Origin of the sequence: Clostridium sp., from assembly GCF_016650035.1 — a bacterium.
In the GTDB taxonomy this organism is placed as follows: domain Bacteria; phylum Bacillota; class Clostridia; order Clostridiales; family Clostridiaceae; genus Clostridium_AD.
This window is the reverse complement of the sequence record NZ_JAENWM010000063.1, coordinates 1-23,032: the sequence shown is the minus strand read 5'-3', so window position 1 is coordinate 23,032 and position 23,032 is coordinate 1. Positions and strand designations below refer to the sequence as shown.

At 31.5% G+C, this 23,032-nt stretch carries 22 protein-coding genes; 21 read left to right on the top strand and 1 reads right to left on the bottom strand.

Translation table 11 applies throughout. From position 1 onward, the window contains the following. Positions 1-245: 245 nt before the first annotated feature. The 10 genes from JJD95_RS14190 to JJD95_RS14145 all read left to right on the top strand — a co-directional run bounded on the left by JJD95_RS14190 (position 246) and on the right by JJD95_RS14145 (position 11,392). Positions 246-1,748: an NAD(P)H-hydrate dehydratase gene (locus JJD95_RS14190; protein WP_291643681.1), complete on the top strand. Its 1,503-nt coding sequence runs from the start codon at positions 246-248 to the stop codon at positions 1,746-1,748. A gap of 277 nt (positions 1,749-2,025) precedes the next feature. Further along, positions 2,026-3,057: an aminotransferase class I/II-fold pyridoxal phosphate-dependent enzyme gene (locus JJD95_RS14185; RefSeq protein ID WP_291643680.1), complete on the top strand. Its 1,032-nt coding sequence runs from the start codon at positions 2,026-2,028 to the stop codon at positions 3,055-3,057. 53 nt (positions 3,058-3,110) lie between these two features. Further along, a complete protein-coding gene (locus JJD95_RS14180; RefSeq protein ID WP_291643679.1) occupies positions 3,111-4,109 on the top strand; it encodes an NADH:flavin oxidoreductase in 999 nt (332 codons plus the stop codon). A gap of 269 nt (positions 4,110-4,378) precedes the next feature. Further along, entirely contained in the window at positions 4,379-5,689 is a 1,311-nt protein-coding gene (locus tag JJD95_RS14175; RefSeq protein ID WP_291643678.1) for an amidohydrolase, read from the top strand. A 12-nt stretch (positions 5,690-5,701) separates the two neighbouring features. Further along, a complete protein-coding gene (locus tag JJD95_RS14170; protein WP_291643677.1) occupies positions 5,702-6,505 on the top strand; it encodes a DUF3100 domain-containing protein in 804 nt (267 codons plus the stop codon). Between the two features lie 3 nt (positions 6,506-6,508). Then, positions 6,509-6,955, top strand: a complete 447-nt coding sequence (locus tag JJD95_RS14165) for a DUF340 domain-containing protein (protein ID WP_291643676.1) — start codon at positions 6,509-6,511, stop codon at positions 6,953-6,955. Positions 6,956-7,340: 385 nt separating this feature from the next. Further along, positions 7,341-8,561, top strand: a complete 1,221-nt coding sequence (dpaL, locus tag JJD95_RS14160; RefSeq protein ID WP_291643675.1) for a diaminopropionate ammonia-lyase — start codon at positions 7,341-7,343, stop codon at positions 8,559-8,561. Positions 8,562-8,774: 213 nt separating this feature from the next. Then, on the top strand, positions 8,775-8,906 hold the full coding sequence (locus JJD95_RS14155; protein WP_291643674.1) for a hypothetical protein: 132 nt from the start codon (positions 8,775-8,777) through the stop codon (positions 8,904-8,906). A 94-nt stretch (positions 8,907-9,000) separates the two neighbouring features. Beyond that, entirely contained in the window at positions 9,001-10,539 is a 1,539-nt protein-coding gene (locus JJD95_RS14150) for a Na+/H+ antiporter NhaC family protein (protein ID WP_291643673.1), read from the top strand. A 22-nt stretch (positions 10,540-10,561) separates the two neighbouring features. Next, positions 10,562-11,392 (top strand): metallophosphoesterase, encoded by an 831-nt coding sequence (locus JJD95_RS14145; RefSeq protein ID WP_291643672.1) that lies wholly within the window; start codon positions 10,562-10,564, stop codon positions 11,390-11,392. 87 nt (positions 11,393-11,479) lie between these two features. Here the strand turns inward: JJD95_RS14145 and JJD95_RS14140 are convergent, their stop codons facing one another. Then, complete coding sequence (locus JJD95_RS14140; RefSeq protein WP_291643671.1) at positions 11,480-13,375, bottom strand: PAS domain-containing protein; 1,896 nt, start codon at positions 13,373-13,375, stop codon at positions 11,480-11,482. A 15-nt stretch (positions 13,376-13,390) separates the two neighbouring features. On the opposite strand from JJD95_RS14140, the gene JJD95_RS14135 reads away from it, so the two are divergent. The 11 genes from JJD95_RS14135 to JJD95_RS14085 all read left to right on the top strand — a co-directional run bounded on the left by JJD95_RS14135 (position 13,391) and on the right by JJD95_RS14085 (position 22,495). Further along, positions 13,391-13,840 carry a hypothetical protein gene (locus JJD95_RS14135; RefSeq protein ID WP_291643670.1) on the top strand — a complete coding sequence of 150 codons (450 nt, stop codon included), beginning with the start codon at positions 13,391-13,393 and terminating at the stop codon, positions 13,838-13,840. After that, positions 13,821-14,567: a hypothetical protein gene (locus JJD95_RS14130; protein WP_291643669.1), complete on the top strand. Its 747-nt coding sequence runs from the start codon at positions 13,821-13,823 to the stop codon at positions 14,565-14,567. The genes JJD95_RS14135 and JJD95_RS14130 overlap by 20 nt, the downstream gene beginning before the upstream one ends. A gap of 344 nt (positions 14,568-14,911) precedes the next feature. Further along, the gene (locus tag JJD95_RS14125; protein ID WP_291643668.1) at positions 14,912-15,121 is read left to right on the top strand and encodes a hypothetical protein; all 210 of its coding nucleotides are present in this window, start codon (positions 14,912-14,914) and stop codon (positions 15,119-15,121) included. Between the two features lie 235 nt (positions 15,122-15,356). Continuing rightward, on the top strand, positions 15,357-15,512 hold the full coding sequence (locus tag JJD95_RS14120; protein ID WP_291643667.1) for a hypothetical protein: 156 nt from the start codon (positions 15,357-15,359) through the stop codon (positions 15,510-15,512). Positions 15,513-15,518: 6 nt separating this feature from the next. Beyond that, the gene (locus JJD95_RS14115) at positions 15,519-15,800 is read left to right on the top strand and encodes a hypothetical protein (RefSeq protein ID WP_291643666.1); all 282 of its coding nucleotides are present in this window, start codon (positions 15,519-15,521) and stop codon (positions 15,798-15,800) included. Then, a complete protein-coding gene (locus tag JJD95_RS14110; protein WP_291643665.1) occupies positions 15,785-16,819 on the top strand; it encodes a methyl-accepting chemotaxis protein in 1,035 nt (344 codons plus the stop codon). Before JJD95_RS14115 ends, JJD95_RS14110 begins: the two co-directional genes overlap by 16 nt. Positions 16,820-16,838: 19 nt before the next feature. Further along, positions 16,839-17,006: a hypothetical protein gene (locus JJD95_RS14105; protein WP_291643664.1), complete on the top strand. Its 168-nt coding sequence runs from the start codon at positions 16,839-16,841 to the stop codon at positions 17,004-17,006. Positions 17,007-17,438: 432 nt separating this feature from the next. Then, on the top strand, positions 17,439-19,643 hold the full coding sequence (locus JJD95_RS14100) for an ATP-binding protein (protein WP_291643663.1): 2,205 nt from the start codon (positions 17,439-17,441) through the stop codon (positions 19,641-19,643). Between the two features lie 205 nt (positions 19,644-19,848). Continuing rightward, the gene (locus tag JJD95_RS14095; RefSeq protein WP_291643662.1) at positions 19,849-20,769 is read left to right on the top strand and encodes an ABC transporter ATP-binding protein; all 921 of its coding nucleotides are present in this window, start codon (positions 19,849-19,851) and stop codon (positions 20,767-20,769) included. 1 nt (position 20,770) lies between these two features. Next, a complete protein-coding gene (locus JJD95_RS14090) occupies positions 20,771-21,607 on the top strand; it encodes an ABC transporter permease (protein WP_291643661.1) in 837 nt (278 codons plus the stop codon). A 165-nt stretch (positions 21,608-21,772) separates the two neighbouring features. Continuing rightward, positions 21,773-22,495 (top strand): GntR family transcriptional regulator, encoded by a 723-nt coding sequence (locus JJD95_RS14085; protein WP_291643660.1) that lies wholly within the window; start codon positions 21,773-21,775, stop codon positions 22,493-22,495. Positions 22,496-23,032 lie beyond the last annotated feature (537 nt).

Below are 23,032 nucleotides of genomic sequence, written 5' to 3'. Positions count from 1 at the left end.
TGTTTCTTTCAAAAAAAGTATAGCATACACTAGGTCTATTAAATTTACCCAAAATCATGATATAAAAAAAGTAAAGCACCAACAATTTGTTGGTGCTTATGTTTCACTTATTTAGGGACATTTTCAAAAATGCTTGACAGAATAATAGTATGAAAAAGATATAATGCTAAAAATTGTAGTATAATGAAATTATACCAGCATAGAGTGAGGATTAATTGCTTTTGCAGTTTTGGAGGAGAATGAAAATGAAAATCGCAACAACACAGATAATGAGAAGTATTGATCACTATTGTATAAACGTTTTAGGGATTCCAGGCATTATACTCATGGAAAATGCAGCACTAAAGGTAATAAAAAATATACCTGAAAATATTAAAAATTTCGTAATTATTTGCTCCAGTGGGAATAACGGTGGAGACGGATTTGCAGTAGCAAGGCATCTTTTAAATAGAGGGAATTATGTCGAGATATTTTCTCTTGGTTCAGAGAAAAATATGAGTGCAGATACCTTGGTTAACCTTAATATTATAAGAAATATGGGCGCGAAAATAATAAAAGTAAATAACAATCAGGATCTAGATATTTTAAGAGAAAGCATAATTCACTCGGAAACTACAATTGATGCAATTTTTGGAACAGGATTATCTAGAAAAGTTGAAGGTATTTATTCTTTAGCAATCACAATTATTAATGAAAATAGTAAGTACATTTTATCAATTGATGTCCCATCAGGGTTTGAGTGCAATAGTGGAAAAAACATGGGGAATTGTATTAAAAGTAATAAAACAGTCACGTTTGAACTTTATAAAAAGGGTTTTCTTGGATATAATTCGGATTCTTTTACTGGAGAAATTGTTATTGAGGGTATTGGAATACCAGGAAGTGTAGTAGATAAATTTCATGAAAATGAGTATATAATGGATATAGACTTTATTAAAAAGTTAATTGTGAAAAGAAGTAAATATTCACATAAAGGTGATTATGGAAGAACACTTATTTTGGCAGGATCACCAGGGTTTACAGGTGCTGCGTATATTTCAACGCAGGCTGCTGTTCGAAGTGGAGCTGGGCTTGTTACATTATGTTGCGATAGCTCAATTCAAAACATACTAAGTGGGAAATTAGTTGAAGCTATGACTGTTTCGACTAATGATGAAGAAAAATTACAATCATTAATAACTACGAGTAATTGTATTGCAATTGGTCCAGGACTAGGAAATAACCAGAGTACTCTAAAATTACTAGGAAAAATTTTAGTGAATTCTAAATGTCCTGTTGTAATTGATGCAGATGGTTTAAACGTGCTTGAAGGAAATCTTGGAATGCTTAAAAATAAGAAAGGCCAGATAGTTCTTACACCTCATATGGGTGAAATGGCAAGAATATCAGGGTTTTCAATAGATGAAATAAATGAAAACAAAATAGATATCGCAAAAACATTTGCAAGAAAATACGGTGTTGTTTTGTTACTTAAAGGATTTAATACAGTAATTACAGATGGTAAAACGGTACAAATCAATCCTACTGGGACTAGTGCAATGGCATCAGGGGGAATGGGAGACTGCTTAACGGGTATTATAGCTTCCTTCATTTCTCAAGGATATGACATCTTTACTGCAACATGTATTGGTGCATATATTCACGGTTACTGTGGGGATAAACTTTCAAAGAAAATGTTTTGTGTAAATGCAAATCATATTTTAGAGTTTCTCCCTTCTATAATAAAAGAAATTCAAGATTTAGAATAATATTATTGATGCACACCCCTAAGGATTAAGTGGATTTAAAATTTATTTAAATTTAATTAGAATCTTGTAAAATTTAACAAGAATTTAATTAAATGATTAACTTCCAGTTACATCTTTATGGAGTCTGACCCTGTTCCAGAGATTGGAAGTGAAATGGACAATTTCTGATTGCTAAAGACTTGAAAAGATATCAAATGAATAGTAAAATTAAAATTATAAATAAAAACCATAATAGATTTTAGTATGGTAATAACAAAGGATATTGAAGGGGGAAAAAATGTATAGTTTTAAAAATGATTATAGTGAAGGAGCTCACCCTAATATACTTAAGGCTTTAATTGAAACAAATATGGAGCAGGTAGAGGGGTATGGAGAAGACAAGTATTGCGTAGCTGCTATTAAATTGTTAAAGAATAAATTAAATTCTAATGATGTTGATATTCATTTGTTTAGTGGTGGAACTCAAACAAATCTTACTTCTATTTCTGCTTTTTTAAGACCACATGAAGCTATTATTTCGGCAAACACAGGCCATGTATTAGTTCATGAAACTGGAGCAATAGAAGCGACTGGTCATAAAGTTATTTCCGTAGAAGTGGACGATGGGAAGCTTAAGCCTGATCATATAAAAATGGTGATAGACGAGCACACAGATGAACATATGGTAAAACCTAAGATGGTTTACATATCAAATCCAACAGAAATAGGAACTATTTATAAGAAACAGGAGTTAGTGGATTTAAGTGAATTTTGCAAGAAAAGCAACATGATTCTGTATATGGATGGAGCGAGACTAGGGTCTGCTCTGTGTTCTAAAGAGAATGATGTAGAGCTTTCGGACTTGCCAAAACTTACCGATGCTTTTTATATAGGTGGAACTAAAAATGGTGCATTAATGGGAGAAGCGCTTGTAATTAATACTGATATGCTTAAGGAAGATTTTAGATATCATATTAAGCAAAAGGGAGGATTACTTGCAAAGGGAAGAATAATTGGTATACAGTTCCAGGAATTGTTTAAAGATGATATTTTTTTTGAACTTGCAAGACATGCAAATGGGATGGCGGAAAAGTTAAAAATAGGAATTAGTGATTGTGGATATAAATTTTTGATTAATTCATCAACCAATCAAATATTCCCCATATTACCTGATAAAATAATTAATAGACTTTGCGAAAAGTATTTATTTTATAAATGGCAAAAGGTGGATGAGGATAATTTTGCCATTAGATTAGTAACATCATGGGCAACAGAGGAAAATGCGATTAAATCATTTATTGATGATTTGAGGATAATGGGAAGAATGTAGTGCGAGCTTAACAATTTATATTTCATTACAATAAAAGATTAGGGAGGTTTCAATTGAGTAATTTACTAGAATCATTGAAAGTAGGAAACATAGAGTTGAATAATCGCTTAGTTATGGCGCCAATGGCTACATCTAAATCTCAGGATGACGGCAAGGTAAGTGAAGATATTTTAAATTATTATAAAGAAAAGTCAGAAGGTGGATATATATCTTTAATTATCATTGAGCATAGTTTTATAAATAAGGAGGGAAAGGCAAGCAATGGTCAGTTATCAGTATCAGAGGATAATGATATAGAAGGAATAAAAAAACTAGCAAAAATAGTACAAAGCAATGGGTCGAGGGTTGTTATGCAAATTAATCACGCAGGAGGAGCAGCTAGTAGTGAGGTTACAGGAACTAACCCAGTAGCGCCATCAGCCATTTCTAATCCTCGGTTTAAAGAAAAAGAATTACCACATAAACTTTCTAAAGAGGAGATAAAAGCAATCATTAAAGATTTTGGGAGAGCCGCACGCCTTGTTAAAGAAGCGGGTTTTGATGGAGTGGAAATACATTCAGCTCATGGATATTTATTAAATCAATTTTTATCACCACTTTCAAATAAAAGAACTGATGAATATGGTGGGAATCTGAATAATCGTATTCGTATTCATTTAGAAGTAATTAAAGCAGTAAAAGAAGCTGTGGGAGAAGATTTCCTAGTTCTTTTAAGACTGGGCGCAGCAGATTATATAGAAGGTGGAACAGTTATCGAAGATAGTGTAATTGCAGCTAAAGAATTTGAAAAAGCTGGAGTTCACATTCTTGATATTTCTGGTGGGTTTAATGGATATACAATGCCAAGTTCAACAGAGCAAGGATATTTCTGGCCATTAACGGCTGCTATTAAAAAGGCTATTTCCATACCAGTCATTTTAACTGGTGGAATTACTGAAGTTTCCGCTGCTGAAAGATTACTCTCTGAAGGTAAAACAGATCTTATTGGAGTTGGAAGAGCTATACTTAAAGATTCTAAATGGGCACAAAGAGCTATAGAAAATCTTAAATAATATATAAAAACATTCTAATATTACAAAAAAATGAATTCCATATAAAGAAATGCTTCATAAACCTATTGACGAATTACAAAAAACAAAGTAAAATGAAAGAAATCTAAAATAAAATATCATAATCATGGAATCGAGTTAATTTTGTAACAAAGGACAAGCACATTTAGACAGAAATTTAAAAGTCCTATGTGTAATAAAATGATTTATTTACTTACTTACTTGCTTCAATTAATTTAACAAATTATTATTATTAATTATGGGGGGGAAAGATGAAAAATGCTGATGAAATTAAAAAATTAATATGTGATGCCATTGATAATAATGCTGAGAAAATAATAGCCATTGCAAAGCATATTGGTGAAAATCCTGAACTTGGATTTAAAGAGTATAATACTTCTAAAGTTGTTGAACAGGTCTTTAAAGAATTAGGGTTAACATACAAATCAAACTTAGCACTTACAGGAGTAAAGGCTAAGCTAAAAGATACTACAGATAGTGTAAATATTGCAATTATTGGTGAATTGGATGGTATTCCATGTCCAGAACACCCTTTTAGTAACAAGGATACAGGCGCATCACATGCATGTGGGCATAATCTTCAAATTGCTGCACTAATAGGCGCAGCAATGGGTTTAAAGTTATCTAATGTAAGTGATGACTTGGATGGAAATGTTACTTTTTTTGCAGTACCAGCAGAGGAATTTATCGAAGTAGAATATAGAGACCAGCTACGATCAGATGGTAAACTTCATTTTCTAGGAGGCAAACAAGAATTAATTTATAAGGGAGAGTTTGATGATATAGATATGTCTTTAATGTTTCACTCTCAATCGAATACATCTGAACCTACAATTGCTATAGGTGAAACTGGTAATGGGTTTATAGTTAAAAAAGTTCAGTACATAGGGAAAGCAGCACATGCAGCCCAAGCACCTGATGAAGGTATTAATGCTTTAAATGCTGCAATGATGGGTATTATGGGAATTAATGCATTAAGAGAGACATTTAGAGATGATGAACATATAAGAGTTCATCCAATTATAACCAAGGGAGGTACTACAGTAAATAGTGTACCAGATGATGTTAGATTGGAAACTTATGTTAGAGGAAAGACTGTAGAGGCAATAGAGAAAACAGATTTAAAAGTTGAGAGAGCACTTAAAGCAGGTGCATATGCAATTGGTGCTGATATAAAAATACATACGATACCAGGATATTTACCTATTAAATGCTCTAAAGAGTTTAATGATTTACTACTCTATAATGCTAAGAAATTTGAACCAGAAGTAAAGGTAATTAAAGCTGAACATTTTGATGCTTCATCAGATTTTGGAGACATATGTCATCTAATGCCTGCTGTACATCCATTTATTGGAGGGGTAAGCGGCTCATTACACACAAAAGAATTTAAAGTAGAAGATTATTATGCGGCATGTATTCTACCTGCAAAATTTTTGGTAACTTCAATTGTTGATTTACTAATTGACAATGCTGATAAAGCTAAAGGAATAATTTCAAGTTACAAGCCTGATTTTACAAAGAAAGAGTATATTAAAGTTATGGATAAATATTTTTCTTAGGGGGATATATTAATGAAAAACTGGAAACTTCACATGATAGCATTAACAATTGTCGTTATTGCTGAAATGATTGGTACTTATAAGTTTAGATTAGGACCAGGTGTTATTGTTATTTTACCAATGTTGTATGCACTTATTCTCGGAGTTGTTGTAGGCCCAAAATATTTAAAGATTGCAAAAGAAAAAGAAGTTAATGACGCAAGTGGATTAATTACAATTTCACTAATGTTACTTATGGCCAGATATGGAACATTAATAGGACCTACACTACCTAAAATAATCCAATCTAGCCCAGCACTGATATTACAAGAATTTGGTAATATTGCAACTATATTAATAGCTGTTCCATTAGCAGTTTATTTAGGGTTAAAAAGAGAAACAATTGGAGCTGCACATTCTATTTGTAGAGAGCCCAATATAGCTTTAATTGGTGATGTTTATGGCTTAAATGGTCCAGAGGGTAGAGGAGTTATGGGTGTGTATATTTCAGGTACAGTTATAGGCACGGTATTCTTTGGTTTATTTGCAAGTTTATTAGCATCTTTTACACCACTTCACCCATATGCATTAGCTATGGCATCTGGTGTTGGTAGTGCTAGTATGATGACAGCAGCGGTTGGTACATTAACAGAAATGTATCCAAAAATGAAGGATACGCTTGCAGCTTATGGTGCAGCAAGTAATATGTTATCAGGTTTAGATGGAGTATTTATGTCTCTATGGATTGCATTACCATTTACAGAATGGTTGTACAGAAAGTGTTATAAGGTTAAATATGGAACAAATGCACCAATCACTAATGCAAAGGGGGAATAATTCATGAAACTTAAGGATTCATTTTTTATTTTAAGTATTGTGGCAGTATTATGCTTAGTAAGTAATTTTGTTGGGTCAAATAACGGAATAATGAAATCAGTACCTGGTATGATTATATTAGCAGCATTAACCATGGCAGGAATATTATTAAATAAGATTATACCATTAAAAATTCCAAGCGTTGCATATGTTGTTGTCTTAGGATGTATAGTTACTGTACCGGGATTCCCAGGTGCTGATATGGTAAATGAGTGGATGAAGAATATAAGCTTTATTTCATTAACAACACCGATACTAGCATACGCAGGTATTGCATTAACAAAGGACATTGATACATTTAAAAAGACAGGTTGGAAAATAATTGTAGTTTCATGTGCCGTATTTATAGGAACATACCTTGGTTCAGCATTAATTGCTCAAACAATTCTAAAAGCACTTGGACAAATTTAGAAAAATTATGGGAAAATAGGAACCGCTGAGATATATAAATATATTTTTAGCAAGTGGGCTGCAATCATCCCACTAGGTTGATTTTAACTTGGGAAAAGTTGTAAATTGTTTGATTGGAGATTAGAATGAGCATAAGTGGCTGGAGTAGCAGCTATTTGTGCTTATTTTGTCGTCAATATTCTAATTCTGGGGGTGTGGAGAATTCAAAATTATATTAGAGCGTTGATGTTATAACTTAATGTAAGTGCGTTACTGTACGTTGAACAAACTCCCATTGCTGGGGTAGGAAAAACATTGTATTTACTATAAGGATAATTTGCAATATAATAAGTTATATTAAACTAAAAAGAATCATAATCGATTACATTGAAGTGGAGATGAGCAAATGACAAAAATAACAAATAATATTGAATTTATAGTTAATGGAAAATATGATGCTAAAGAGGAAAGATGCGCAGAATTTCTATCAGTAGAACAATTAAAAAAAGTTAGACATATTCATGACAGTATTCCTGACTGCACGGCTACTCCCTTAGTACAATTAAAAAGTTTAGCTGAGTATCTAGGAGTAAAGTCAATATTTATTAAAAATGAATCAAAAAGAGGGGATATAAATTCATTTAAAATATTAGGAGCTACTTATGCTATTTCTAAGTTAGTTTGTGACAAGCTAGGACTTGAGGTTTTGAATGTTACGTTTGATTATTTAAAATCTGAGAGTGTTCACTCGAAAATTAAGGATATGATTTTGGCTACTTGTTCTGATGGAAATCATGGTAGGGGTGTAGCTTGGACAGCTAAGGAACTAGGCTTAAAAGCAATAATCTACATGCCTAAGGGAACAGTAGAAAGCAGAGTAAAAAACATAGAAGCATTAGGGGCAACCGTTACAGTTACTGAATTTAACTATGATGATACTGTAAGATATGCAAACAAAATGGCAACTGAGAACAATTGGTATATAGTTCAAGATACTTCATGGGAAGGTTACGAAGAAGTTCCAAAGACTATTCTCCAAGGATATTCAACAATGGGAATTGAAGCAATAGAACAACTAGAAGCTGCAGGTTATAAAAAGCCAACTCACTTATTTGTTCAAGCTGGTGTTGGTGCAATGGCGTCCGGTGTAACAGGAGCTATATCAAATTATTATAATGGAGATATGCCTACTACACTTATAATGGAGCCTAAAAATGCAGCATGTTACTTTAAGTCTGGGGAAATGAATGATGGTACAGCATATACAGTAGGTGGATCATTAGATAGTATCATGGCAGGACTTGCATGTGGAGAACCTGTTCCAGCTGGATGGGAAATAATAAGAAATTTCGCAACTGGTTTCTGTAAATGTGCTGATAGTGTAACTGCTACAGGAATGAGAATTCTCGGTAACCCTATTGGAGAGGACGCACGAGTAATTTCTGGAGAGTCTGCAGCAATAGGTGCTGGAGTACTTTCACTTCTAATGAGTAACCCAGAGTTTAGTTCAGTAAAGGAAAAGCTTAGCCTTAACAAAGATTCTGTAGTATTAATGTTCAGCACAGAAGGCGACACTGATCCAGTAAATTATAGGGATATAGTATGGAATGGTGCGTATCCACTATAATAAAATTTCAGTTATAAATGTGGTCGAGTCCACTTAAATAAAAATCTTTAGAATGGAAGAACTTCCAGTTTTCTACCGTGGTGACTTACCCATAGTAGCAACTGGAGGTTCTTCTTTGTTGATTTTGCAAATAAGAAGGAAAATGATAAATTTTTGTAGTATTATGTTTATAAACATGAGTATGATAAAATAATCAGACTTGAAGTTTTTTATATGCTTAAGATAATAAGGGGTGGTGGAAAACTGATTATTGCTGACTTAAAGCAAAGACAAATACCGTATATTTTGCTAAGTGGAAATTTGGAAGATCGAATTGATAAGGTTGATAGGATATTAAGCAAATAAACAATATCAATATTTGTAGAATAATGGTATTATATAGGAATGAACATTGCTTATGTATAATACTAGATTAAATAATTGATAGGGGGAAATGTAAATGAATAATTATGGATTTTTGTCTTTAGTGCCTGTTTTTTTGGCAATTGTTCTAGCCATTAAGTATAAAAATGTAGTTGTGGCTTTATTTTCAAGTGTATTGGTGGGAGTACTTATAACGGTAAAATGGAGGCCTATATTAGGTGTGACAACCATGATTGAGAAATACTTTTTTGTGCAACTTACAGACTCATATAATGCAGGTGTACTTGTATTACTAGTGTTTATTGGTGGGTTTATAGCACTTATGGAAAAATCAGGAGGAGCTACGGCATTTGCTAATAAGGTTGCTAAAATAATTAATGATAGGCGTAAAGTACAATTATCTGCGTGGGCTGGTGGAATTCTTATATTCTTTTCGGATCTTGGAACACCACTAATTGTCGGACCGATTTTTGAGCCTTTATTTGATAAATTAAGAGTTTCTAGAGAAAAGTTAGCTTGGATACTAGATTCCACAGCTTCACCAGTAGCAGTACTAATACCTTTTATAGGCTGGGGAGTATATATTATGGGACTTATACAAAAGGAATTTGATATATTAATGATCACTGAAACAGATTGGTCAGCTTTTATTAAATCTATCCCGTTCAATCTTTATTCGATTTTGGCGGTTACTATTGTTCCTATTGTTGCATTTACAGGATATGAGTTTAGCGCAATGGCAAAAGCTGAGAAAAGGACTCAAGATACAGGAGAAAAGTATTGGGCTGACTCTAAGCCTTTAAGAAAATCTGAAAACGTAGAAAATCCCTCAAGTAAACCTATACTTATTTGGTTACCTTTAATAGTATTACTTGTAACTATGGTTGGAATACTTGCACCATTGGGTTTTCCTTTTAAAAAAGTTCCAGGGGGTGCTTTTAGATCCGCATTAAGCACGGGTTATTTATTTGCAGGAGTTCTTTTAATAGCTATGATGGTATTCTATAAAGTGAAAACCTTTGAAGAAAGTTTTAATATTTACCTTCAGGGTATGAGCAAAATGATGTATGTATCTGTAATTCTTGTTCTTGCATGGTCATTAAGTTCAGTCAGTAAAGAATTGGGCACATCAGCTTACATTATAGAGGCAACTAAAGGTAACATGCCCGCTTATCTGCTACCTGCTACAGTATTTATAATTGCTGCAATTTTATCTTTTTCAACTGGCTCGTCTTGGGGAACATTTGCAATATTGATGCCATTAGTTATACCCATGGCACATGCTATCGGTTCACCGATTCATATATGTATTGGCGCTATTTTAGCAGGTGGAATGTTTGGGGACCATTGTTCACCTATATCTGATACAACAATTCTTTCTTCTTCTGGAGCTGGATGCGATCATGTAGATCATGTAAAGACGCAATTGCCTTATGCATTATTAAATGGGTTTGTATCAGTTATTGGATTCATTATAGCAGGAATAACACAAAGTGTAATTGCATTGTTTATTTCAATTATTCTATCGTTAGTTATTCTACTGATTGCTTCTAAAATTAAAGGTGTTAAAATAAAAAATATGACATTGAAAGAGGCTGAGAGTTTAAATAGATAGCGTTTAGCAAAGGGGCAAATGTATGACTAAAGTATTTCAAATTTTAACATACTTATTTATTTTATTTATATTGTGGATTCTAATTGAGGCTCAAGTTTTTAGAGTTCGAAAAACTAGGATTAAAAATGTTAAGATACCAAAGTGTTTTAACAATTTTAAAATTGTTTTTATATCAGACATACACTATGGAAAATTTTTTAGGGCTAAGAGATTGATAAAGGTAGTCAATAGAATTAATAAATTAGAGCCGGATAGTGTAATAATAGGTGGGGATTATTTAGATATTTCAGTGAAAAGTAATAAGAATGTAAGTAAGTATTTAGAAGAAACCTTTGAAATACTAAAGAAATTAGAATCTAAGTTAGGAGTTTTTACAGTACTAGGGAATCATGATTATTTTAACAGAAGGGAATCCTTATTAAATGAAATAAATTCAAGTTCTTTTAAGCTACTTAAAAATACAAAGGTATCTCTTAATGCCGGCAGAGATAGTATACTACTAATAGGAATGGACGATTTAGTTAAAGGAAATCCAAAAGTTAATTTACTTAAAGAAAGTAGCAATGTGTTTACTATTGCTATATCACATAATCCGGATTTTTTCAGTGATTATAAAAACCTGATTAATTATGATTTAGGAATTTCAGGACACACCCATGGAGGCCAAGTAACTTTTTTTGGATTATATGCACCTCATACATCTTCTAAATATGGTCAAAGGTACACGAAGAAAATAGTTCATGAGGAAAAAAGAGATATAGTATTAACCAATGGCATAGGTAATGGAACTTTACCTATAAGATTTTTTGCTGTTCCAGAAATTGTTGAAATTAGTTTAGAATGGACTTCATGATGCAAGCTCTGTAGTTGCATCTTACTAGAAATTGTCTATTAATTATTGAACCCTTAGAAAGTGGTGTGTGCTTTCTAAGGGTTTTATCTATTTATATATATCTGAAAATTCAACATTCATTTTTTCAATAAACTTCGCGCTCTTATCAGTTTCATTAATATTATTTAATATGCATTCTCCGATTGTATCACGCTTAACTGGAAGTTCAATAATGAACTCCGAACCCTTTCCATATTCACTTTTAACTTTAATCTTCCCACCATTCATTTCAACAAGAGATTTAGTTAAAGCTAAACCAATTCCACTGCCTTCATTCTCCCGTGTATATAATTTTGAAACTTGCTTATACCTCTCAAATATAATATTCTGATTCTTTTCTTCAATACCAATGCCATTGTCTTTAACTGAAATAAAAATAGTGTCTTCACTATTATAAATATTAATATCAACAGAATTCATAGTGAATTTTATAGCATTTGAGATAATGTTTAGCATTATTCTTTCAATCATATCCACGTCACATATTATTAACTTTTCCTCCACATCTGTACAAAAGGATAAGGTTATATCTCTTTGACTTGCATAATCTGATACTGACATTGCAATTCTCTTAATAAGACTTACAATATCTTGATTCATAAAATTGGGTTGATAAAATCCAGCGTCAATTTTAGTTGTATCAATTAGATTATTAACCAATCTTAATAGTCGCATGCAATTTCGCTTCATAGCTTTTAAGTGATTTGAACTTTTTTCTTTATCAAGACAAGAGTCATTTTTAAGATATAACTCAAAGAGCTGAACCCCTGCAAGAGTAACGTTAATAGGAGTTCTAAGTTCATGTGACATATTAGCAATAAACTCACTTTTATTAATACTAGCCTTTTCCGCAATTTCTTTTGCTTTTTTTAGAGCTTCTTTAGCTAGTTTTTGAGAAGTAATATCTTGAAGTACCCCGTAACGAAAGGCTGGTTCTAAGCAAGGCTCTTTTACTGAAGTAAATCTATCAACAAACCAGCGATATTCACCATTTTTGCATAAAAAACGGTACTCTATTTCATTTGATACACAGTTTCTGGTGGATACTTCTCTTATAAGCTTAAGTACATTATGTAAATCATCTGGATGAATCTTTTTAAGAACATTATCCTCGGTCATTACTATCATTTCCTCAGGAGTATACCCTGTTAATTTTTCAATAACTGGACTCAAGTAATCATATTTATTACTTGCAATATCTCGTCTATAAGACGCATCCTGGGAATACTCAAGAACATTAGAAAGTCTCTCTTTGGCTTCTCTTAATTCTTGTTCCATTAGCTTGCGAGAATTAATAGCAGAGTGAGTACCAGTGATTCTTAAAGGCTTTCCATCTATAGTCCAACTTATAATTTTACCCCTAGAGAGTATCCATTTATAAGATCCATTTTTTGTAAGTATTCTAAATTCGCACTCATAAATTGGAACTAATCCTTCTATATACATATTTAACTTTCGGTAAGTAGAGCACTTATCATCTGGATGTATTAACTTGTCCCATTCACTAAATAAATTCTGAATCTCATCTTCTTCGTACCCAATCATGTTCTTCCATCTTTTTGAGTAAATTACACTATTGGTTGTTGCATTCCAATCCCAAACACCATCCCCGTTTCCCTCAAGGGCAAATGTTAGTCGTTGCTCGTTTACTTTTAAATCCTCTATGGTTTTCTTACCTTTAATTATCTCTTTTTCAAGCAGTGTATTAATTTCTTTCAACTTTTGAAAGCTATTTTCAGTTTTTTCTTCCAGTTTTTTGTTTTTTTTAATCATTTCTTCTTCTATATTCTTTTTATCAGTTATATCATGGATAATAGAATATAATAATTTCTTGCTATCCTGAGTTATGGGTCCACTGTGAACCTCCACATCTCGGATTTCACCATTTGCTTTTCGGTGTTTAAAGTAAAAGCAAGTTTTTTCTTCTATAGAGGCAAGGTTCATTGTGATCTAACTATTATGGATGAACCAACTACAGGTATGGATGCCGCAGTTAGAAAAGAAATATATAAAATAATGCTTAAGGACTACATTGAAAATCCTCGTAGTATTATTATTTCCAGCCATCATTTAGAGGAACTAGAGGATATATTAGAACACATTCTATTGCTAAAGGATGGTACTAAGTTTCTTCATATGCCTATAGTGGAGTTTAAAGAATATGCCATTTCATTTAGAGGAAAAGTGGAAGCTGTGAAACCATTTATTAAAGGGAGAAAAGTGCTTTACGAAGAGCACTTCGGTAAGGATAGCGTTTATTTAGTTGTTGAGACTAAGAACTTCGAAGAAGATTTAAATGATGCTAAAGTAAATAATATTGAAGCTAAATCAGTAAGTACTAATGATTTATGCATATATTTAACCGGTCCAAAGAAAGGGGGTATAAGCAATGTCTTTAGTAAAGAATAATTTCATTTCAGTTGTAAGGAAACAGTATGGTTTTAAGCTTCAAGGCTTTTCAAAATTTTTCTTTATCATTATTGTTACTCAAATAATAGGAATGTTATTTACCATGAGTAATGCTGGTGGTATGACGTCAACTTCTAATGAAACTTATAGTTTTAAAATAGAACAAAATTCTACTATATATGTTTTTATATTTACAATTGCCATTGTGACTGGAGCTACAATATTATTAAATCTTAAGGAATATAAGGATATGGATTTTACTTTTGTAACGAATCGCATCAGTAGCAATATTTCAAATATAGGATTTTTGATTACCCTTTCATTATTTGGAGCAGTTACATCAGCGTTGTCAGGGGTTTTGACTCGGACAATAAAGTACTTTCTTATTGGGAGTTCAAAAATTATAGAAGTTGGATTTTACCTAACACCAGGGGAGATTATGTGTAGTATTGGTGCTAACTTTTTATATTTTATATTGTTCAGCTCTCTTGTTTATTTCTGCACTGTTCTTACTCAAAAGTCTAATATATTTTTTGTTATTATATTGATAGTAGTGGTTTTATTTACACAAACACCTCTCTTTGGAAATATAATTGAGTTTTATGGAAAAGAAAACAATTTTTTGATTTTCATGATTAAAGCATTAATTATGGTAACTATATTTTTCACAGCTAGTATTCTTGTATCAAATAACCAGGAGGTGAGAGGATTAAAAATAAATATATAAAACTTATTGTAATCGTGTATATTTCACTTAATATACTAGGCGTTATTATTTATTATACAATCCCAAAAGGGGATTTTGTGCAGTCTAAATCAAGTGTAGCCTTGAAAGAATTTGAAAACATGGATGAGATAATGAGTAATCCACAGTTATTAGCGTCTAAGAGTTCTGAGGAAAAATATAACACTAAAAACTAAGATTTTGATTATGAAGGAAAAAAATTAGAAATTAATTTTACGAAGGGAAATTATCAAATTATTGTTGATAGAAAAATTTCGAATGATAACAAAATAGAAGTATATTGGTACCCTGGCTTTATAACGTTTAATGGAATTGATTTTATAAATATGCTAAAGGAACCTAAAATAAAATTGATTAAAAGTGAATTAAACATAAAGTGTGAAAAGCAAAAGTTTAGCCTTACACAGTTTTCTAAAGACATAGTTATTAATCAGTTTTATGAAAGTAATAAGGGGGCTACTAGTTTTCGAAGTGGTATGATATATATAAGAATTCCGAAAACTCTTAAGATTTTAGGGGATGGGAAATACCAGTAAAAAGCAAGAATCAAGTTTGCAACTACTCGCGTAATACAGAATTTAATAAATATTCATAAATAACACCAGTTTGATGCTGGTGTTATTTATTTTGCAAATAAGAAGAGAAGTGGTAAATGTTTGTAGAATTATGGTTATAATGGAAATATGACAAAATAATGAGACTTGAAGTTTTTTTTATATACTTAAGATAATAAGGGGTGGGGTAATGAAAAGTTTAAAAGTAAAGTTCGGGATGGTTGTATCTTTGGTATGTCTATTTTGCTTATTACTTTCAATGGCTGTTAGCTATTACATATCATACGGTATAGTCCTTAACGAGTCCACAGAAAAGGCATTGATTTCTTCGGAAAAATATGCAGAAGAGATAAATGGGTGGATGCAATCTTAGGGGAAAATGATTGAAGAAATGGGTAATGACTTGGAATACTATAATAATTATGATTCAAACTATCTTATGGACTATTTCGAGGCAAAGCAAAAACCAAATCCATATATTCTTTGCTATTATGTAGGATTTAATGATGAAAAATTCATTTCAGGGGATAGATGGGTGCCAGACGCTGACTATAATTGCCCTGAAAGGGATTGGTACAAATCTGCTATAGCTTCTGGTAAACTGATTTATACAGATCCTTATTTAGATGCCACCACAAAAATAAAATGGTTATTAGTATAGCAAGCCCCATAAAGAAAAACGGAATAGTTTCAGGAGTTGTGGGGGCAGACATATATGTGGATTATCTTACAAAGATAGTTCAAGAAGCAAAATTAGGAGACAAAAGCTATGCTTTCTTGTTAGATAGTAGTAACAATTATATAATTCATCCAAATAAGGACTTTCAACCTACAGATGAAAATGTTTTTAGTATAGAGACCATATTAGATGGTAGATTCAAAGCTATGGGTCAAAACATAAAAAAAGGTGTAAGTGGAATAGAAAAGCAAGCTGATTATGACAATGAAACCAAGTATTTTACCTATGCACCTGTAAACACAGCTAAATGGACTTTTGGATTTGCAATACCTCAGGCAGAGTTTACTAAGGCACTAAGTAAGCTTTTGTGGGGATTTGGAGTTGCTCTTATTGTTTCTATGATAATATCAATGGTTTTAGCTGTTATATTAGCCAAAAGCTTGGTAAAACCAATTGCTAAACTTAAAAACCATACAATGGTAAGGGAACTTAAATTAATAATTGGACGTGTATTTGATACCACGAAAAAAGTACAAGTGTTTGCTGATGATTTAAAAAATTCATCAAAAAATGTGGAATCTATTTCTAATGAAATAAGTGTATCATCCCAGGAAATAGCATCTGAATCAATTTCGCTTACAAATAGTATAAACTCCGGAGCAGATTTTTTAGAAGGATTCTCTGAAAAGCTTGATGATACTATTTCCAATATTGATAGCTTGAATAATAATACAAGCACAACAAAAAATGAAATAAAAAAAAGTTTTGATAATCTAAAAAATTTAAAGGAAATAGAAAGCAAGAACAAAGAAAATTTTATTGAAATTTATGATATTATTGATGCCTATAACAAAAGCACTACAAATATAAATGTCATGACTGATGTTATATCAAAGATATCACAGCAAACTAATATGCTTGCATTAAACGCAGCTATAGAAGCGGCGAGAGCAGAAGTTTACAGATGTAAAGGCCCAACTAATATCCATATCGGAAAATAGAGATCAAATAGGAAATATTATGAAAAACATGGGAGTCATTTCCGAAAAAACTTCTTCATCTACCCAGAAGATTTCCCCATCTTTAGAGGAGCAACATGCTCTAATAAATACTATGTGCGACAATATTGAAAAGCTTTCAGAATATATTGCTGGTTTAGATGGATCTGTTACAAAGTTTAAAATTTAGTTCACTCCATTAAAATAAAAAACTTTTAGAAAGTCATTGAGGGGAAACTGCTGAGATATCTCAGTGGTTTTTTCGATGCTTTAGCAGAATTATAGAGAATGGTTTTATTTGTATCTTATATCTAATTCCAAGAAACACAGTGCGGAATCTATGAGATTTTGAAAAGAACAATTGAGACAGACACAGGCTTCTCTAGAGAAGAAGTAATAAATTTTGTTAAAGGGATGAATTTATACTATAATATATATAAATGAGTTAAAAAGGGGGGATCGAGGTATACATTTAAAATGCTAAGAGAAAAATTTATTATGCTTTCAAGCCTAAGTTTGTTAAGCAACTTCCTAGTGTAGAGTCTCTCTTTTAACGGAGAATTTTAAATTTTCAAATTAGATGATGATGTTATAAGTGTAGTTAACTGGGGAGGAATGTAACATGCTAGAACAAGAGAAAGAACCAACTTATATTATAGAATCTAAAAAAAAGTGTATTGAATTAGGTATGAAGGAAAATGAACCTAGGAAACCAAAAAATATTATGTCGGAATTAAAATTAGCAGATAAGAAAGAAACTTATAAAGAAATTTTAGAGGTTGTAAAATCATTTAGTGAAAAGATATTAAAATCACTAGAAGGTACTCCTATATTAATAGTTATATCAGATGAAAAGGGTTATTTATTGGAAACGATGGGAGACGAAACAATAAAATCAACCATAGCACAACTCGGAATTAAGTCAGGTATTCAATTTAGCGAAGATATGGGTACAAATGTGGTTAGTTTAACTCTAAAACAAGATCATCCGGTACAGTTAATAGGAACTAATCATTTTCATACAGTTTTACATAACAGTGCATGTTATGGTGTACCATATCATGATAAGGATGAAAATACTATATTAGGGAGCATATGTATTATGACTACCATAATAATTCACAATCCGTTTTTTTTGATGACATTGACTACTTTAGTTGATGCAATAGAACGTGAATTGTTGCTTAGAAAACAAAATGATAAACTTAATAAATTGAACCAAACCTTGCGAAATAAAAATAGAAAGATTGAAGAGCAGAAAAAGGCGTTAGATGCAATAATAGAAAGCACATCAGATGGTATTTCTATTATTGATGACAAAGGAGAATTTAAATTATTAAATAAAAACGCAAGAGAAACGTTCCTTCCACCTCAGAATTATTTGGGCGATATACATGAGTGGAACGAACAATGTGAACTTTTCTATTTTAAAGGGAATAAAATCACAAATGAAAACATTCCTGCTACTAGAGTTTTTCGAGGTGAAAAATTTTCTGATTTGAAGGTATCTGCAAGATTTCCAAATAAGTTAGTTCATCTTGATATTAGCGGAACACCTATTTATGATACAGAAGGCAAATTTGCTCTGGGAGTAATTTGCAGTCGTGATATGACGAATTATTACCAGCGAGAAGAAATTATAAAAAGTCGAAATGATTTTTTGGATAGACTTATAGATAATCTTGAATTACCTGTCATTAGACTATCCTGTCCGGATTTAAAGGTTTCGGAAATAAACCAAAAGGCGGTTGATGTTGTAAATTTATTTAAGCCAGATATTATATCAGCTGTGCAAGTAAAAGGAAATAAAATTTCAGATATAGTTACAAACATTGATGACGATTATTCTAACAAAATCAATGAAGTAATAAAAGATAAAGAAATAAAATATATAAATAAAAAAACTCATATAATCAATGGAGATGAAATATATTGGAATGTTATATTTGAACCTGTGTTTGAACTAAATGGAGAGATTCAAGAAATACTTGTGTTGATAATAGATATTACAACTGAAATAAAATCTAACAAAATTATGGAAAGCGAATTGAAAGCCCAAGAAGAGTTTTTAGCCAATATATCCCATGAACTTAAAACTCCATTGAACGTTATATATTCAACAATACAATTATTTAATATGTATTGTAAAAGTGGTTCATTAGATCAAAATAAGAGGTCAGTCGTTAAATATATTAATTCAATGATGCAAAATTGCTATAGGTTATCTAAACTTATTAATAATATAGTAGATTTATCAAAAATTGAGGCTGGATTCTTTGATCTTATCTTATCAAATAATAACATAGTAGAAGTTGTAGAGGAAATTGTGATGTCAGTTACTCCTTATACTGATATAAAGGGCTTAAATATAATTTTTGATACTGACGTGGAGGAAAAAAATATTGCTTGTGACCCAGAAAAAATAGAGAGGGTAATGCTAAATCTTATATCAAATGCAATTAAATTTTCCAATGTAGGAAACAAAATATTTGTTAATATTAAAGATAAAAATGAATTCATTGAAATATCGATAAAAGATAATGGTATAGGTATTAAACATAATCAATTAGATATGATATTTAATAGATTTAAACAAGTAGATAAATCTCTGTCAAGAAATGCAGAGGGTACAGGTATAGGATTAAGTTTAGTTAAGGCCATTGTTGAAATGCATAAAGGTAGAATATATGTTGAAAGTGAGTTTGGGAAAGGAAGCACGTTTACCGTTGAGCTTCCTGCCAGAAAAGTGATTCAAGAAAATTTATTGAATAGTGGTAAGATCCGAAATAAAACTGAAGATTTGCAAGTTGAACTTTCAGATTTATAATAAGGAGATGCATACTCAGATAACCTCATATCTAACGATGTGGGGTTTTGTATATTTTGCATTTATGGTATAATCAATTGTTATAGTTTTTCCGACCACTCACTAGGCTTACTGGCCAGTTATGCGAATTCTTTATGTAATATATGCAAGTATGACTATACTTTATTTGGGAAATTATAAATAAATAATCTTTAGGAGTGAATAAATGAATTCAATAATTGAAGTAAAAAATTTCACTAAGAAATATGGTGAGTTCACAGCAGTAAATGATATTTCTTTTGAAGTAGAAGAAGGTACTATTTTTGCATTTTTAGGTCCTAATGGCGCTGGCAAGAGTACTACAATAAATACATTATGTACAATATTTGAAAAAACCTCGGGCACACTTTTAATAGATGGGAAAGATGTTACCACACAAAAAAGTGAGGTAAGGTCAACAATTGGGGTGGTTTTTCAAGATGCAACATTAGATAATAAAATGTCTATTAACGAAAATCTTAAAATGCACTGCGTTTTTTATAATATTCCTAAAAAGGAAGTTGAAGAACGAATACAATTTGTTTTGAAACTGGTTGATTTACTTAAAGAAAGGAATAAAATGGTTGGGGCCTTATCTGGTGGTATGAAGAGGCGGGTTGAAATTGCTCGTGGTCTAATTCATTATCCAAAGGTTCTATTCCTTGATGAACCTACAACAGGGTTGGATCCACAAACACGTGCACATATTTGGGAGTATATTACGAAACTCCAAAAGGAAAGAAATATTACCATTTTTCTTACAACTCATTATATGGAAGAAGCTGAAATATGTAACAAAGTCGCTATTATGGATGGCGGTGTTATAGTTGCATATGACACACCCTATGCCTTGAAAAAACAATATACAAAAGATAAGGCATATATTACAACTGAAAATGAGGAGGAGTTAGAGAATCTATTAGAAGAATATAAATTAGAATATGTAAAAAAGGATGGTTATTATAAGGCTGATGCGGAAAATATTAGTGGTCTATTACAGGTTTTGAGTTTACAAAAAGATGTTATATCTGATATAGAAATAAAAAAAGGTACTTTCAATGACGTATTTCTCGAGATAACCGGCAAGAAAATTAGAGAGGAGGCATAATATGAATACGGTATTAGCTTTATGGAAAAGAGGATTGAAAGCATTTATAAGAAATAAAACAGGACTTATTTTTTCGATTATAATTCCATTTTTCTTTATTTATGTATTCGGTGCGATTTTTAAAAATGATTTTATAGAAAACCCAATCGCATATATGCTTTCCGGGGTTATAATAGTAACTGTTTTCGAAAGTGCACTGACCCTTGCATCATCAACTGTTGATGATATGGTAAGTGGATTCATGAAAGAGGTTTTGGTTTCCCCAGCTAAAAGAATAGCAGTGGCTGCAGGTCAGATTTTAACAGCAACAACTGTTTCAACTGTTCAAGGTATGTTAATTTTAGTTATCGGTATGTTTATAGGAATTGAGTTTACAACATGGTTAACTCCTATATACGTTCTTTTGGCAATGATTTGTGTTGGCTTAGTATTTTCAGGGGTTGGATTATTCCTTGCAACTGTGGTGAAGAGTGGTCAAACCTTCCAAATTGTTAAAACAGCTATAACTATGCCCTTAACATTTCTCTCAGGTGCATATATACCTTTATCAATGTTGCCTAGCACGCTTAAGTATGTCGCATATTTAAACCCGATGACCTATGCAACTGCCTTCTTTCGCATGATTGTTTTGGAAAAAACAAACTTAACTAATGCTCAACTTGTTAAAGAGGGGTTAGCTATTGATATAAACGGATTTATTGTAACTCCTTTTATATCTTTGATTATAATAGTTCTTCTTGGAGTAGTATTTTTGACATTATCAACTCTATCATTCGTTAATACAGACTTTTCTAGTATTAATAGAAGCTCTACTGATGCTAATGATTTGTGGAGTTAAGTATACAATTAACCCTGCTACTGCAGCTAAATAATGTTCATTAGTCTATATTTTTTATATTGTTCAGAGTTTATACTTGTTTTTTTAAAAATAAATTAGTATAATCATATTATTATGTAGAACATTAAACATACTAAATAATATTGATAAAGGACTGATTATACAATGGATGAGAACAGTAAACTTTTTGAACAACTTCCTAAGGGGAGTATTTCAGAAATTATTATACAAAGGATTACAGATGCACTTATTAATGGAGAATTAAAACCTGGTGATAAAATTCCAACTGAGGCTGAGTTCAGCCAGAAATTGGGCATATGTCGAAATTCCGTGAGAGAGGCCGTTAAAGTTTTATGCGCATTCGGTGTTTTAGAAATTAAACGTTCTGAGGGAACGTTTGTTGTTGAAAAATTTAATCAGACTCTATTCAACCCAATCGTATATGGTATAATTCTATCAAATAAATCATTTCAAGATCTTTTGGAGTTTAAATTAACTTCTTTAAATTCTGTTTTATATCTTGCCATAAAAAAGGCTAACAATGAAGATATTTCCAAGTTAAAGGAGATTTATAATACTTTTGAAGCCGTAATGCAGGAAAGTCCCCCTAATATTCAAAAGATGTATAAAAGTAGTAAGGATTTTTATAGCTTTTTAGCTCAAATCACAAAAAATCCTCTTATTATACAGAACAACGAGGTTGTTATGAAAATATCCAAGTGGTCGCGGATGGAAGCAATTCAAGTTACTGTCAACACGGATAGGCGTGAGTATATGCCAGATTATTATTTAAAAATAGTGGAGCTAATTGAAACAAGAGATACAAAAGGTATCGGTAGTTTGATAGATTACATTTTTGATCGATGGAAGGAATTATTAGACAAGTAGTGAACAATTCCTTTTTTAAGCAAATAAAACCACACTTAATGCAAAATTTTTGTTTGCATTAAGTGTGGTTTTATTTTTACTAATATAATATGAAAAATATTTATTGTTCAAATATTCACAATATTCAACGGGAACTAAATATATTCATACGTGTAAATACATGAATTAATGGTAATAAGATATAATTTAAAGTTGTAAAGAAGATAAATGTAAAACATTGCTTTATATAATTATGATTTTTTTTAAAATGGTATCCGTCATTTTTGCATTTCCTTATTTTAACTAAGGTAGACTCATTAGCAGCTATGTAAATAAGTTTGACTGAGTAAACAAGGCGGAATTTACATAACTGTGTGTTAGATAAACTAGCTATAAATAATAGGTTAGATTTATAAAAAAAGTAAGCGATGGAACAAACACCGTAATGTAAATTAACCTCCTGTTTGATATACTTTGATAAAGTAGTCGATGGGAGGTTTTATTTTGAGATCCACAGCTGAAGATCTGCTTCTCTGGGAGCAAATAATTAATAAAAGA